The sequence below is a fragment of the Mesorhizobium sp. WSM4821 genome (assembly GCF_055901555.1).
The window spans coordinates 693,664-707,505 of sequence record NZ_CM148371.1 but is presented as its reverse complement, the minus strand read 5'-3'; the positions used below and the strand labels follow the sequence as shown (position 1 = coordinate 707,505).

The 13,842-nt window shown below is 65.3% G+C and carries 12 protein-coding genes; 3 read left to right on the top strand and 9 right to left on the bottom strand.

The features are described from left to right. Window positions 1-56: 56 nt before the first annotated feature. Window positions 57-2,786 (bottom strand): DNA mismatch repair protein MutS, encoded by a 2,730-nt coding sequence (gene mutS, locus AC0NID_RS03195; RefSeq protein WP_473450758.1) that lies wholly within the window; start codon window positions 2,784-2,786, stop codon window positions 57-59. 245 nt (window positions 2,787-3,031) lie between these two features. Here mutS and AC0NID_RS03190 point away from each other — a divergent pair, with 245 nt between their 5' ends. Beyond that, a complete protein-coding gene (locus AC0NID_RS03190; protein WP_473450756.1) occupies window positions 3,032-5,311 on the top strand; it encodes an NADP-dependent malic enzyme in 2,280 nt (759 codons plus the stop codon). A 160-nt stretch (window positions 5,312-5,471) separates the two neighbouring features. Here AC0NID_RS03190 and AC0NID_RS03185 read toward each other — a convergent pair whose 3' ends face one another. Together AC0NID_RS03185 and AC0NID_RS03180 are read right to left on the bottom strand one after the other, a co-directional pair. After that, on the bottom strand, window positions 5,472-6,137 hold the full coding sequence (locus AC0NID_RS03185; protein WP_473450754.1) for a hypothetical protein: 666 nt from the start codon (window positions 6,135-6,137) through the stop codon (window positions 5,472-5,474). Between the two features lie 219 nt (window positions 6,138-6,356). Further along, the gene (locus tag AC0NID_RS03180) at window positions 6,357-7,349 is read right to left on the bottom strand and encodes an adenosine kinase (protein WP_473450753.1); all 993 of its coding nucleotides are present in this window, start codon (window positions 7,347-7,349) and stop codon (window positions 6,357-6,359) included. A 184-nt stretch (window positions 7,350-7,533) separates the two neighbouring features. On the opposite strand from AC0NID_RS03180, the gene AC0NID_RS03175 reads away from it, so the two are divergent. Together AC0NID_RS03175 and AC0NID_RS03170 are read left to right on the top strand one after the other, a co-directional pair. Next, window positions 7,534-8,436, top strand: a complete 903-nt coding sequence (locus AC0NID_RS03175; protein ID WP_473450751.1) for a DMT family transporter — start codon at window positions 7,534-7,536, stop codon at window positions 8,434-8,436. 119 nt (window positions 8,437-8,555) lie between these two features. Next, window positions 8,556-9,272: a sulfate transporter family protein gene (locus tag AC0NID_RS03170; protein ID WP_473450749.1), complete on the top strand. Its 717-nt coding sequence runs from the start codon at window positions 8,556-8,558 to the stop codon at window positions 9,270-9,272. Here the strand turns inward: AC0NID_RS03170 and AC0NID_RS03165 are convergent. The 6 genes from AC0NID_RS03165 to AC0NID_RS03140 all read right to left on the bottom strand — a co-directional run bounded on the left by AC0NID_RS03165 (window position 9,269) and on the right by AC0NID_RS03140 (window position 13,787). Then, on the bottom strand, window positions 9,269-10,267 hold the full coding sequence (locus AC0NID_RS03165; protein ID WP_473450747.1) for a proline racemase family protein: 999 nt from the start codon (window positions 10,265-10,267) through the stop codon (window positions 9,269-9,271). The two genes, AC0NID_RS03170 and AC0NID_RS03165, sit on opposite strands and share 4 nt — an antisense overlap. 14 nt (window positions 10,268-10,281) lie before the next feature. Next, window positions 10,282-11,085 carry an isocitrate lyase/PEP mutase family protein gene (locus AC0NID_RS03160; protein WP_473450745.1) on the bottom strand — a complete coding sequence of 268 codons (804 nt, stop codon included), beginning with the start codon at window positions 11,083-11,085 and terminating at the stop codon, window positions 10,282-10,284. Between the two features lie 68 nt (window positions 11,086-11,153). Further along, complete coding sequence (locus AC0NID_RS03155; protein ID WP_473450743.1) at window positions 11,154-12,002, bottom strand: hypothetical protein; 849 nt, start codon at window positions 12,000-12,002, stop codon at window positions 11,154-11,156. Between the two features lie 82 nt (window positions 12,003-12,084). Then, entirely contained in the window at window positions 12,085-12,747 is a 663-nt protein-coding gene (locus tag AC0NID_RS03150; protein ID WP_473450741.1) for an HAD family hydrolase, read from the bottom strand. Beyond that, a complete protein-coding gene (gene dut, locus AC0NID_RS03145; RefSeq protein ID WP_473450739.1) occupies window positions 12,747-13,232 on the bottom strand; it encodes a dUTP diphosphatase in 486 nt (161 codons plus the stop codon). Before dut ends, AC0NID_RS03150 begins: the two co-directional genes overlap by 1 nt. Before the next feature lie 84 nt (window positions 13,233-13,316). After that, the gene (locus AC0NID_RS03140) at window positions 13,317-13,787 is read right to left on the bottom strand and encodes an Lrp/AsnC family transcriptional regulator (RefSeq protein ID WP_473450737.1); all 471 of its coding nucleotides are present in this window, start codon (window positions 13,785-13,787) and stop codon (window positions 13,317-13,319) included. Window positions 13,788-13,842: the final 55 nt, after the last annotated feature.

Below are 13,842 nucleotides of genomic sequence, written 5' to 3'. Positions count from 1 at the left end.
CAGTCCGGCAGGACAGAGGGGGGGTGAAGGAACGCCGTCAGACGACCTCAGCCACTCTACTTCCCCACCATCCCCTTCAATCGGTACAGCGCCTCCAGCGCCTCCCTCGGCGTCATCTCGTCGGGGTTGATCGCGCCGAGCGCCGCACCCAGCACGTCATCCTTCGCCGGCTTCTGCGCTTCCCGCCTCACCGCCACCGAAAACAGCGGCAGGTCGTCGACCAGCCGGTTGGCCTTGCCCGAAACCTCGCCCGCTTCCAGCTGGCGCAGCACTTCCCGGGCCCGGCCGACGACCGCTTCCGGCAGGCCGGCCAGCCGCGCCACCTGCACGCCGTAGGAGCGGTCGGCGGCGCCCTTGCCGACCTCGTGCAGGAAGACCACGTCGCCCTCCCATTCCTTGACCCGCATGGTGACGTTGTGCAGCCGCGAGTGTTTGCTGGCCAGCGCCGTCATCTCGTGGAAATGGGTGGCGAAGATCGCCCGGCAGCGGTTCTTCTCGTGCAGATATTCGACCGCCGCCCACGCGATCGACAGGCCGTCGAAGGTGGCGGTACCGCGGCCGATCTCGTCGAGGATCACCAGAGCGCGTTCGCCGGCCTGGTTGAGGATTGCCGCCGTTTCGACCATCTCGACCATGAAGGTCGAGCGGCCGCGCGCCAGATCGTCCGAGGCGCCGACACGTGAAAACAGCCGGTCGACGACGCCGATATGAGCTGATGCCGCCGGCACGAAGGAGCCGGTCTGGGCGAGTATGGCGATCAGTGCGTTCTGTCTCAGGAAGGTCGACTTGCCGCCCATATTGGGGCCGGTCAGCAGCCAGATCGCGCCGTTCTTGGCGTCGCCTTCCGGTGACAGGTCGCAATCATTGGCGACGAACGGGCCTTCGCCCGAACGCCGCAGTGACTGTTCCACCACCGGATGGCGCCCGCCCGAAATCTCGAAGGCGAGGCTCGCGTCCACCACGGGCCGGCACCAGGCCTCGCTCTCGGAGAGCAGCGCAAGTGCCGCCGACACGTCGAGCACCGCAAGCGCTTCGGCGCCGGCGCGGATTGTGTCCGCCTCGCCGACCGCCTCCGCCGTCAGCCTGTCGAACGCGGCAAGCTCGATCGCCAGCGCCCGGTCGGCGGCATTGGCAATCTTCGTTTCCAGCTCGGCCAGTTCGGTCGTGGTGAAGCGCATGGCATTGGCCATGGTCTGGCGATGGATGAAGCGCGCCTTCGCCCCATCGCTGCCCGTCATGATCGCATGGTGATTGGCGGTGACTTCGATGTAGTAGCCGAGCACATTGTTGTGCCGGATTTTCAGCGAGCGGATGCCGGTCTCGTCGATCAGCGAGCGCTCCAGCCCGGCGATCACCTTTCGCGACTCGTCGCGCAATGCCCGCATCTCGTCGAGTTCTGCATTGTAGTCGCCGCGCACGAAGCCGCCGTCGCGCTTGAGCAGCGGCAGCTCGTCGCCGAGCGCCTGGCTCAGATGCTCGGCCAACGGGCGCGGCAGCGCCGCGATCGCGGCAAAAGCCGCCGCGAGTTCCGCGGGCAGGGCGATTTCCCCAAACAGTTCGGCGATAGCGCCCGCCGCCTCGAATCCGGCGCGCAGCGCGCCGAGATCGCGCGGGCCGCCCCGGTTGAGCGCCAGCCTGGACAGCGCGCGCGGCATGTCGGCGACACTCTTCAGGCTCGCCCGCACCGCCTGGCACAGGCGTGTCTCGGAGCGGAAGAACGACACCGAATCCAGCCTTGCGCCGATGGCCGCCGGATCGGTCAGCGGCGCCATCAGCCGGTCGGCGAGCAGCCGCGCCCCGCCGCCGGTCACCGTGCGGTCGATCGCCTTGAACAGCGAACCTTCGCGGCTGCCGGACAGGGTGCGCAGTAGCTCCAGATTGGCGCGCGTCGCCGGATCGATGAACAGCGTCGAACCCTGCTCCTCGCGCTCCGGCCGCGACAGTGGCGGGCGCTCGGCCTTCTGCGTCTTTTCGACATAGGCGATGACGCCTGAGATCGCCGACAGTTCGGCGCGGGAGAACGTGCCGAAACTGTCCGGCGTCGCCACCTCGAAAAAGCGGGCGATGCGCCCGGCGGCCGACGCCGAATCGAACAGGCTCGGCGGCTGCGGGTTGGCGACGCGGCCAAGCACGTCGAACACCGGTTTCAGCTCCGGGTCGTAAAACACCGGCTCGGCGACGATCAGCTCGCGCGGGTCGACGCGAAAGACATCGGCGAGCAGTCGGTCGGCGGTGGTCTCGGCAACGCGGAAGGCTCCGGTCGAGATCTCGATCCAGGCCAGGGCAAAGTTATGTTCGGCTCCGCCCTTGACCCGTCCCAGCGCCATCAGAAAACTCGATTCCGACGGCGCCAGCAATTTGTCCTCGGTGATGGTGCCGGGCGTCACAAGCCGCACCACGTCACGGCGCACCACCGATTTGCCGCCGCGCTTCTTCGCCTCTGCCGGATCCTCGATCTGCTCGCAGACGGCGACACGGAACCCTTGTCCGATCAGCTTCTGCAGATAGTCGTCGGCGGCATGCACCGGCACGCCGCACATCGGGATGTCGAGGCCCAGGTGCTTGCCGCGCTTGGTCAAGACGATGCCGAGCGCCCGGCTCGCCTTCTCGGCGTCGTCGAAGAACAGCTCGTAGAAATCGCCCATGCGGTAGAACAGCAGCGAATCCGGGTTCGCCGCCTTGATCTCGATATACTGCTCCATCATCGGCGTGGCGCCGCTTGCGGCGGCGGGCGTCGGCGTCATGGCCGCCGGGGCGTCGGTGTCTTTCGTAGTGCGCATGTCCATGCGCGGCACGCTAGCAGATGTGATCGCGCGGTTTAATGCTGGCGGCTTGAAAAACAGGGGAAGACGGCGCGGCCATGCTCGGGAATTGCCGAGCTCGTCCAGTGCCGGGCGGCATCGAGCCCGAACAGCATTTGCGGATCGCTTGGCGGTTTACAGCGGCGGCGTGTAGCCTTAATCCGGAAGCTTCAAAAAAGCACGCACCCCGTCTCAAGCGGTGCCGCACGGGTGAGGAAACCGAAAGCATCATGGCCAGGAAAACCGAAAACAACGGCCCCTCCGTCAGTGCGCAGGAGGCGCTGGATTTCCATGTCATGGGCCGGCCGGGCAAGCTGGAGATCGTCGCCACCAAGCCGATGGCGACGCAGCGCGACCTCAGCCTCGCCTATTCGCCGGGCGTCGCGGTTCCCGTCCTCGCCATCGCCGAGGATCCCAGCCGCGCCTTCGACTATACGACGCGCGGCAACATGGTCGCCGTCATCACCAACGGCACCGCCATCCTCGGCCTCGGCAATCTCGGCGCGCTGGCCGCCAAGCCGGTGATGGAAGGCAAGGCGGTGCTGTTCAAGCGCTTCGCCGACGTCGATTCCATCGACCTGGAGGTCGACACCGAGGACGCCGACGAGTTCATCAACTGCGTGCGTTTCCTCGGCCCGTCGTTCGGCGGCATCAACCTCGAGGACATCAAGGCGCCGGAATGCTTCATCATCGAGCAGCGGCTGCGCGAGCTGATGGACATACCGGTCTTCCATGACGACCAGCATGGCACCGCCATCATCTCTGCCGCCGGCCTTATCAACGCGCTCAAAGTCACCGGCCGCGACATGAAGACCACGAAAATGGTCTGCAACGGGGCGGGTGCGGCCGGCATCGCCTGCATCGAGCTGATGAAGGCGATGGGCTTCACGCCTGACAACATCATCCTTTGCGACACCAAGGGCGTCGTCTTCCAGGGTCGCACCGAAGGCATGAACCAGTGGAAGTCGGCGCATGCCGTCAAGACCGACGCACGCTCGCTGGCCGAGGCGCTGGACGGCGCCGACGTGTTCCTCGGCCTCTCCGCCAAGGGCGCGCTGACCACGACGATGGTGCAGTCGATGGCCAAGAATCCGATCATCTTCGCGATGGCCAACCCCGACCCGGAGATCACGCCCGAGGAAGTGGCCGAGATCCGCACCGACGCCATCATGGCGACGGGGCGTTCCGACTATCCGAACCAGGTCAACAACGTGCTTGGTTTCCCCTACATCTTCCGTGGCGCGCTGGATGTGCGGGCCACCACCATCAACGACGACATGAAGATCGCCGCGGCGCGGGCGCTGGCCGAGCTGGCGCGCCAGGACGTGCCCGACGACGTCGCCGCAGCCTATCAGGGCAACCGGCCGAAATTCGGCCCCAACTACATCATCCCGGTGCCGTTCGACCCGCGCCTGATCGCGGCCATTCCGATCGCGGTCGCCAAGGCGGCGATGGATAGCGGCGTCGCCCGCAAGCCGATCCTGGATCTCGACCGCTACGCGCAGGAGCTTTCCGCCCGCCGCGACCCGATCGCCTCGACGCTGCAGCGCATCTACGACCGTGTGCGCCGCCAGCCCAAGCGCATCGTCTTCGCCGAGGGCGAGGAGGAGCAGGTCATGCGCGCCGCCGTCTCCTATGTGAACCAGCGGCTCGGCACCGCCATCCTGCTCGGCCGCGACGACATCATCAAGGAGAACGCCAGGAACGCCGGCATCGAACTCGACAGGCAAGGCATCGAGATCATCAACGCCAGGCTGTCGCGCCGCAACGGCGTCTACACCGACTATCTGTACGAGCGCATGCAGCGCAAGGGCTTCCTGTTTCGCGACTGCCAGCGCCTGATCAACAACGACCGCAACCATTTCGCCGCCTGCATGGTGGCGCTGGGCGACGCCGACGGCATCGTCACCGGCGTAACCCGCAACTATTCGACGGCGCTAGACGACATCCGCCGCGTCATCGACGCCAAGCCCGGCCACCGCGTCATCGGCGCCTCGATCGTGTTGGCGCGGGGCCGAACCGTGATCGTCGCAGACACCGCCGTGCACGACATGCCGAATGCCGAACAGATCGCCGACATCGCCGAGGAGGCCGCCGGCTTTGCCCGCCGCATGGGCTATGAGCCAAGGCTCGCCATGCTCGCCTACTCGACCTTCGGCCATCCGCAGGGCGAGCGCTCCGAGCGCGTCCAGGAAGCGGTACGTATCCTCGACAAGCGGCGCGTCGATTTCGAATATGACGGCGAGATGGCCGCCGACGTGGCGCTCAACCCGCGCGCCATGGCGCAGTACCCGTTCATCCGCCTGACCGGGCCGGCCAATGTGCTGATCATGCCGGCGTTTCACTCGGCCTCGATCTCGACCAAGATGCTGCAGGAACTCGGCGGCTCGACCGTCATCGGCCCGCTGCTGGTCGGCCTCAACAAGCCGGTTCAGATCGTTTCGCTCAACGCCAAGGATTCGGACATCGTCAACATGGCGGCCATCGCGGCGTATTCGGCCGGGACTTGAAGCGGTCCGCGTCGCCGATGCCAGGACGGCGGCACGCCGTTTGCCGGCAAACTTTCTTCGCGCTAGCGCCGATGGGCCCTGGTTCGGCTCGCCGCAATCGGTAGGCAAAAAACCTCCCCCCGCATGCGGGGGAAGGCCAAATACTTGACATAGTGACGGCTCATTCCCAGTCGCGGCAGCTCAGATAGGCATGCCGCCAGTAGCGCCAGCCGGTCGTCTTCCATTTCCAGAATTCATAGCCGCAGCCGCCATGGTCGGAAGCGACGATCGTCACGCCGCCCCACGCCCAAGAGCCATGCTTATGGTGGTTGTGGTGATCGCCGTGGTGGCCGCCATGGCCGTCATTGCCAGGCTTGCATCCGACGATCTTGCAAGGCAGACCTTTGCGCTGATGCTTGAGGATCGGCGGCTTGGCCTTGCAGCCAATCGCGGCGCAGTCGATCTTCGCGTTTATCCTGGGGCGGATCTTGTCGGCAAACGGCAGTTTGCCTGACGTGCTGAGGGTTTCGGCGCGGCGAGCGAGGCGAATATGCGGCGTCGCCGGGCTCTGCTTCACGGCCTGCGAAACACCGTGCCTTACCTTGAAATTGTTTTGTTCGGCGCGGGCGCCGTTGGTGACGACCATGGCCCCGACGACTGCAGCCAGCAGCAAGACGACGCCGGCGCGTTCGATCTTGAACATCGATGTCAGGCGCGCCATGCCTTTGGCGAGCGCGGCCGATCTTTCCTGATGCGCACCAGCTATGGCGCCGGTGTAGGGCTTCTCGGGCCGCGTCGGCGTCAACGCGCTGGGATCGACATCGTCGACTGTTACGGAAGTAGACATTTTCTGGGTCCTTCAGTTGGTTGGCGGCCTCGGCCGCGGAGCCATCCCGTCGGGTTCGCTCCATGGCGCGGCTTTTCGCGCCCGACTGTTTCGGACGAATGCCGAAACTCGACTGAAGTGTTTCAATTGTTGCGGTTCGCCCGTGCAGTGCGACGGCAAAGGCCGCCGCCGCTACACGGCGACATCCCGTGCGAGGGCCCGCAAGGGGAGAGAAAATCCCTAAATCAACCCCGCCTGCTCGGCCTCGCGGCGCAGATTCTGCCGCGGCCTTGGCCCCAGCTGCTGGATGACCAGCCCGGCCGCCAGCGAGCCGAGATCGCCGCAATCCTTCAGGCTGCGCCCTTGCGTGTAGCCGTAGAGGAAGCCGGCGGCGTAGAGGTCGCCGGCGCCTGTGGTGTCGACCAGCTCCCGGATCTTGGTCGCGGTGACGGTGACGGTCTCGTCGCCGCGCACGATGACCGAGCCCTTTTCCGAGCGGGTGACGGCGGCGATCTTGCAGTCCTTGCGGATCTGGGCCAGCGCCTCGTCGAAGGAGGCGGTCTGGTAGAGCGATTTGATCTCGTGGCTGTTGGCAAAGACGATGTCGACCGTGCCCGAGCGCATCAGGTCCAGGAATTCGTCGCGGTAGCGGTCGACGCAGAACGAATCCGACAGCGTCATCGACACTTCGCGGCCGGCGGCATGCGCGAGCTTCGCCGTCTGCCGGATCGCTTCCTTGGCGCGCGGCGGGTCCCACAGATAACCCTCGAAATAGGTGACCGCCGCACCCGACGCCTTGTCGGGCTCGACGTCCTCCGGCCCGAGTTCGATGCAGGCGCCGAGATAGGTGTTCATCGAGCGCTCGCCGTCGGGCGTGACGAAGATCATCGAGCGCGCCGTCGGCGGTTCGCCCTGAAGCGGCCTGGTGTCGAAGGCGACGCCCTGCGCGTGGATGTCGTGGGCGTAGATCTCGCCGAGCGGGTCGTTCGAGACCTTGCCGAAGAAGGCGGCGCGACCGCCGAAACTGGCGACGCCAGCCGCCGTGTTGCCGGCGCTGCCGCCGGAGGCTTCGATGGCCGGGCCCATGCGGCTGTAGAGCAGCTCGGCGCGCCTTGTGTCGATCAGGTTCATCGCGCCCTTGATGATGCCGTTCGTCTCCAGGAATGCCTCGTCGCACTGGGCGATGATGTCGACGATGGCATTGCCGATACAAAGCACGTCATAATCCGGCATCAATGATGTCTCCGCGATAAAACCACCGGCTTTCTGCCACGCCGGCCGCGGGCGGGTCTAGCGATTTGATGCGGCTTTGCCTAGCCAACAATCACGGTTGGATAACGATCGAAGCATTTCTTCCGTGCCTTGCCTATAGGGATGGCGTAGTCGATCAATGTCCACCCTGAAGGTGCGAGTCGCCATGCCCACGAAAACCACTGTGAAGACCGAACTGGCGCTTCTCGTTGCGCTGGCGGTGCTGTGGGGCGCTTCCTATACCTTCATCAAGATCGGCGTCGAGACGATCCCGCCGATAACGCTGATCGCCGCCCGAACGTCGATTGCGGGTGGAATTCTTCTCGCTCTCATCCGCTGGCGAGGCCTTGCCCTGCCGCGCGACGCCGCCAGTTGGCGCCGGTTCGCGTTTCAGGCATGCCTCAACAGCGTCGTGCCGTTCACGCTTATCGCGGCGGCCGAGCGCTCGCTGGACGCCGGCCTTGCCACGATCCTGAACGCGACCTCGCCGATCTTCACCTTCCTGCTGACCGCGCTCATCACGCGCCACGAGCCGGTAACCATGCGCAAACTGTTCGGCGTCGGCGCGGGAATAGCCGGAATATGCCTTATCGTCGGCACCCAGGCGCTTGGCGGTCTTGGTCACCAATTGTGGGCGCAGCTTGCCGTCGTCGCTGCGACGGTCTGCTATGCAGGCGCCGCCATTTTCGGCCGGGGCTTCAAGGGCCTCGATCCGATGATACCGGCCGCCGGTTCGATGCTCTGCGGCGCAGCGATCCTCGTCCCCTTGAGCCTTGTGTTCGACCGACCCTGGACGCTGGCGCCGTCAACGGCCTCGATCCTTGCCCTGCTCGGACTTTCGGTCTTTTCAACCGCGCTGGCCTTCTGCATCTATTTCCGCCTCATCCATACGCTGGGCTCCGTCGGCACCACCTCGCAAGCCTATCTGCGCGTGCCGATCGGGGTCGGCATCGGGGCGGTGTTCCTCGGCGAAAGCCTTGGCCCGACGGCGTGGTGGGGAATGGCCCTCGTCGTCGCCGGCGTGGCGGCGATGACCATTCCCCCCGGCAAGCCGGCGCTCGCGCGGTAGGTTGCGTTGTCAGCGGCAGTTGCGCCGGTGATTTGCCGTTCCTATCTCGGGGGCGTCCTGCCCAGATGGGCGCGTCACACATACTGGGTTTTGAAAGCGCTGTGGGGTTTGAAAACGCCGTGATATCAGACGCCGCCCGCGCAGCCCTGAGCCGGCTGTTCTCGCCCGAATTCCGCTCGGTTTTCATCAAGACGCTGGCGCTAACCTTGCTGGCGCTGGCGGCTTTGTGGTTCGGGCTGACAAGCCTTGTCGAATGGCTGGCCCTGCCCTGGATTGAGACATTGATACCCGGCCTGCCGTCCTGGGCCGGCTGGCTGGGCGGCATCATCGCCGCTATCGCTCTTGCCTTCGGGATGGCGCTGCTCATCGCGCCGGTGACGGCGATCATCGCCGGCCTGTTCCTCGACGACGTCGCCGAACTGGTCGAGCGCGCCGACTACCCCAACGACCCGCCCGGCCGCGCCATGCCGGCGCTGCGCTCGATGGTGCTGGCGATAAAATTCTTCGGCGTCGTCATTCTTGGCAACATCGTCGCCTTGCTGCTTCTGCTGGTGCCGGGCATCAACATTGCCGCCTTCTTCATCGTCAACGGCTATCTGCTCGGGCGCGAGTTCTTCGAATTCGCCGCCATGCGCTTTCGCCCGGAGGCTGAGGCCAGGGCGTTGCGCAGGAAACATGCCGTCACGGTGTTCCTCGCCGGGCTGGTTGTCGCCGCCTTCCTCGCCGTGCCGCTGCTCAACCTCCTGACGCCGCTCTTCGCCGCCGCCATGATGGTGCATCTGCACAAGGCGATCTCGGCGCGGGAAGCGGCGCGGCCGGAATATCGGCGGACTTAGCGCAGCAGAAAACCGCGTCCCAACACGTCGTCGGGCTCAACGATGAATTCGGCCCGCCCGGAATAAAAGGCGCGGCCGCCGACGCGGGCGATGATGGCGTCATGCGGGCCGGCCTTTGCCGTCTGCACCACGCTGCCGGAAAAGCGCGAGCCGGCGACGCTCTCGAAGATCCGTGCCTGCCCGATCGCGATCTGGCCCTTGGCATGCATCGCCGCCAGCCGCGCGGTGACGCCCGAGCCGGTTGGCGAACGGTCGACCTCGGCCTCGGCGAAGACGCAGATGTTCCTGGTCGGGGCATCGGAAAATACATCCTGTCCGTCGGTCAGGATGGTGCCGTAGAGAAAGGCGAGATCGGCATGGTCGGGGTGCGACAGCGGGAATTCGGTCTTTAATTTCCCCGTCAGCGCCGTCGCCGCATCGACGAAATCGCGCACGCGGTTCTTATCGAATTCCAGCCCGAACTGATGGCAGTCGGCCAGTGCATAGAAGGCGCCGCCATAGGCGATGTCGAAGCCGATCGCACCGTAATCCGGCAATTCGATCTGCTGGTCGCGGGCGAACAGAAAGGCCGGGACGCTTTCGAACGACACAGCACCCGCCTTGCCGTCCTGCACCTCGACCGAGGCGACGACCAGCCCGCACGGCGCTTCGATGTTGACCGTCGTCACCGGCTCCCGTCGCGCCACCAGCCCTTCGTCGACGGCGTAGCGGCCGAGCGCAACGATGGCGTGGCCGCACATGGTCGAATAGCCTTCATTGTGCATGAACAGCACCGCAAGGTCGGCGCTGGGCAGGTCGGGTTCCACCAGCAACGCACCATACATGTCGTAATGGCCGCGCGGCTCGAACATCAGGATCTTCCTGAGGTGATCGAGGTGGTCGCGCACATAAGCGCGCTTCTCGAGGATCGTGCCTTTGGGAATCTGCGGATAGCCGCCGGTGACGATCCGCAGCGGCTCGCCGCCGGTGTGCATGTCGACGACGGCAAGCGTCATGGGTCGGAGCCTATCTAAGCCAAGGATTCGGCAAACAGCGCCTGCAGCTTGCCGAACGGCATGGCGGCGCGGCTGAAGCCGAACGTGCCGTCCTGCTGGATCTCGCGCGCCGCGGTCTCCAGCATGCCGAAAGCAAAGTTGGTCAGCCCGGACCCAAGCGAGACACGCTTGACCCCTGCCTGGGCGAGGTCGGCGATGGTGAAGTCGGGCCTCGCCAGGACATTGACCGGCTTGGTCAGCGCCGAGCAGATAGTCTGTACCGTCTCGATGTCGCCGATGCCCGGCGCGTAGAGCACGTCGGCGCCGGCCTTCTCGAAGGCCTGCAGCCGCTTGATCGTGTCGTCGATGTCGGGCCTGCCCCACAGAAAATTCTCGGCCCGCGCGGTGAAGACGAAATCGTGCTTCAGCGCCCGCGCCGCCTCCGCCGCGGCGGCGACGCGCTCGACGGCATGCGAAAAATCGTAGATCGGCTTGTCGGGCTCGCCGGTATGGTCCTCGATCGAGCAGCCGGCGAGGCCAGCCGCTTCGGCCGCGAAGATGGTTTCGGCGGCACTCGTCGCGCTGTCGCCCTTGCCCTTCTCTAGGTCGGCCGAGACCGGCAGGGCGGTCGCCGCCGTCACCTCGCGGCAATGGTGGATCATCGTGTCGAAGGTCACCGCGCCGTCGGGCAGGCCGCGCGAAAAGGCAAAACCGGCGCTGGTCGTCGCCAGTGCCTCGAAACCGAAGGAGGCCAAAAGCTTCGTCGTGCCGACATCCCAGGGGTTGGGCATGACGAAGATCGAGTTATGCAGGTCGCGAAAGATTTTGCCCTTGTCCATGGATGCTCCCCAGAGTGCGAAGCCATTTTATCCCGGCGCCGCGCGCTGGGCAAACGAATGCGACGGGTTCAGAAGCGTTTGGCGTTCTCTCCTGCCAATTTATCCAATGCGTCGGAATCCCTGACATATGCGGCCCCGTCCCAATGGTAGGTGACGGAGATGTCGCGCGGGGAAGCGTCGGGCGCCGCATCGTCGCAGTTTTCGCCATTCGGGACGGTGGTATCGGTCACCGTGGCCTTGATGGCCGCATAGGGCTGGCCGTCCGCAACGGTCTGAAAGGCCAATTCCTGCGTGCGCTTGTAGGCGCACAGGATCTCGTCGAACGTGTGGATCACGTCGATCAGTTCGAACCTGTCGTCGCGGACCAGGATCAGCGGCGTGCCGACATAGCCCTGGTTCGAATTGAAATGCGTGCTCAGCGTGATGATGACGTCATCGCCGGGCCCGATCGGCAGCTTGCCCGGATCGCGGAAATAGGTGCTCCGATCGACGGCGACATTGACAACGTCGAGCAGTCTCGGCTTGCCGGCAAGATCGTAAAGCGCCAGCACCGCGAAACCCTCGGCGCTGTCGGCGGCGGCGCCGAGGTCGAACAGCATCGCCAGTCGATCCTTGCCACCGGCCTTGATGTCGAGCGCGGCGGCGTCGGAAAGCCCCGCCGTTTCGGGCGGCGGGCCACCGCTATCGGGACCCTCGATATGGCGCATCTCGATCGGCTTGGAACCACGGTAGAAGCCGTCCTTGTCCGCCGCCAGATCGGGAATGACCATCCTGGCGAGATCGAGATAGGTCGTGTCCTCGTGACCGGGGACGGTGCTCCCGAGGTCCGGGAAGCTGACGCCTTGCGCGCCGGCCGCGGTCCACAGACACGGTAGCAGCAGGAAGGCGAGGATGAAGCGAAGCAGGATGGAATTCATGCGTTCCTCGAACTGTCGAGCGTTCGCAAGCTAACACGGACGAGTGAGGCGTACAGCCGGATAAGCAGCCTGAAATATCAGATCAGTGGATCGGCACCAGCCCGGCCAGTTCGCGCATGTCGTCGAACAGGACGCCGCCGGCCTCGGCCAGGCCGTCGCGGTCGGAATGCGGGTCGCCGTGATAGGAAAACACCCGCATGCCGGCGGCAATGCCGGCTAATGTCCCGGCGACACTGTCCTCGATGACGATGCAGTCGGCGGGCGCGAAGCCCATCGTGCTTGCGGCATGCAGGAACAGGTCGGGAAACGGCTTGCCGCGCGAGACCATGCTTGAACTGAACAGCGCGTGTTCGAACAGCGGCAGCAGCCCGGTCTGGCCGAGCGTGATGTGCATCTTCGACACCCGTGCCGATGAAGCGACGCAACTGGCGATATCGGCCGCGTGCACGGCTTCGATGAACTCCCGGACGTAGGGAATGGCTTCGACGCCGTGCCCGAACAGGTCCGGCAGGCCGGCGTTCCAGCGTTCGACGAAATCGGCGCCGAGGCTGACGCCGGTCGCCTCGACCTCCTTCTGCACCGAGGCCATGCTGCGGCCGGAAAAATTCCTGCGGCAATATTCGAAGCTCGCCGGAAAGCCGGCGGCGCCAAGCCATTCGGCGAGGCGTCGATTGGCCAGGTTCTCGGTGTCGACCAGGACCCCGTCGCAATCGAAGATGACGAGTTGAGGTAGGGACCCAGACATCAGGCCGTGCCGGTCGATCCGAATCCGCCGGAGCCGCGCGTCGTGCCGCCGGCCAATGTGCGCTCCTCGACCGCCGCCTGCATCACGGACGCAAAGACGATCTGGGCGATCCGCATGCCGCGCGTCACCGCGAAATCCTCGTCGCCGAGGTTGATCAGCAGCACTTTCACCTCGCCGCGATAGTCGCTGTCGATGGTGCCCGGCGTGTTGAGGCAAGTGAGGCCGTGCTTGAAGGCGAGACCCGAGCGCGGCCGGACCTGGCCTTCCATGCCTTCTGGAATCTCCAGGATCAGCCCGGTCGGCACCAGCGCGCGTTTGCCGGGCAGGATCAGCAGCGGCCGGTCGTCCGGCACCGCGGCGCGCAAATCCATGCCAGCGGCGCCCGGGCTTTCATAGGCGGGAAGCGGCAGGCCTTCGCCATGCGGCAGCCTGACGAAGCCGACGGCCGGACCGATGACGGAGGAGGAATAGAGTGCTGCGCGCATGAGGCTGATCCTATCGCCGCCAACACCGATTCGGTCAACTCGGCGACTACGCTATCAACGGCTTTCTTTCAGCGCGGTTCCGCTTCAGCGCAGTTCCACGGGAACGACCGTCGTCTCCTTGATCTCCTCCATGACGAAGGAGGCCGAGACGTCCGACAGCGCCACCTTGGCGATCAGACGCTGATAGAGCCGGTCATAAGCCCTGACGTCGGCGACGCGGGCGCGCAGCACATAGTCGAGGTCGCCGGACATGCGGTAGACGCCGGTGATCTCGGGAAAACCGGTCACTGCCGCGCGGAATTTCTGCAGCCAGTCCGGATCGTGATTGGAGGTTCGGACCAGGATGAACACCGATAGGCCAAGCCCAAGCTTGTCGGCATCGACCAGCGCCACCCGGCCGGTGATGACGCCGTCCTCTTCCAGCCGCTTGACCCGGCGCCAGCAGGCGTTGCGCGACAGCGACACCCTTTCCGACAATTGGTCGACCGACAGCGTACCGTCGCGTTGCAGCTCGGCCAGCAACCTTCGGTCAATCTCATCGATGTTCAGCGTCATGTGGGATGTTTGTCCCAAAAATTGACCAGATACAAGGATGATTTGGGACCAATGA

What these genes read in the sequence shown, in the direction of transcription:
- mutS (WP_473450758.1), bottom strand. Translation starts at nt 2,786, where the DNA reads ATGGACATGCGCACTACGAAAGACACCGACGCCCCGGCGGCCATGACG.
- AC0NID_RS03190 (WP_473450756.1), top strand. Translation starts at nt 3,032, where the DNA reads ATGGCCAGGAAAACCGAAAACAACGGCCCCTCCGTCAGTGCGCAGGAG.
- AC0NID_RS03185 (WP_473450754.1), bottom strand. Translation starts at nt 6,137, where the DNA reads ATGTCTACTTCCGTAACAGTCGACGATGTCGATCCCAGCGCGTTGACG.
- AC0NID_RS03180 (WP_473450753.1), bottom strand. Translation starts at nt 7,349, where the DNA reads ATGCCGGATTATGACGTGCTTTGTATCGGCAATGCCATCGTCGACATC.
- AC0NID_RS03175 (WP_473450751.1), top strand. Translation starts at nt 7,534, where the DNA reads ATGCCCACGAAAACCACTGTGAAGACCGAACTGGCGCTTCTCGTTGCG.
- AC0NID_RS03165 (WP_473450747.1), bottom strand. Translation starts at nt 10,267, where the DNA reads ATGACGCTTGCCGTCGTCGACATGCACACCGGCGGCGAGCCGCTGCGG.
- AC0NID_RS03160 (WP_473450745.1), bottom strand. Translation starts at nt 11,085, where the DNA reads ATGGACAAGGGCAAAATCTTTCGCGACCTGCATAACTCGATCTTCGTC.
- AC0NID_RS03155 (WP_473450743.1), bottom strand. Translation starts at nt 12,002, where the DNA reads ATGAATTCCATCCTGCTTCGCTTCATCCTCGCCTTCCTGCTGCTACCG.
- AC0NID_RS03150 (WP_473450741.1), bottom strand. Translation starts at nt 12,747, where the DNA reads ATGTCTGGGTCCCTACCTCAACTCGTCATCTTCGATTGCGACGGGGTC.
- dut (WP_473450739.1), bottom strand. Translation starts at nt 13,232, where the DNA reads ATGCGCGCAGCACTCTATTCCTCCTCCGTCATCGGTCCGGCCGTCGGC.
- AC0NID_RS03140 (WP_473450737.1), bottom strand. Translation starts at nt 13,787, where the DNA reads ATGACGCTGAACATCGATGAGATTGACCGAAGGTTGCTGGCCGAGCTG.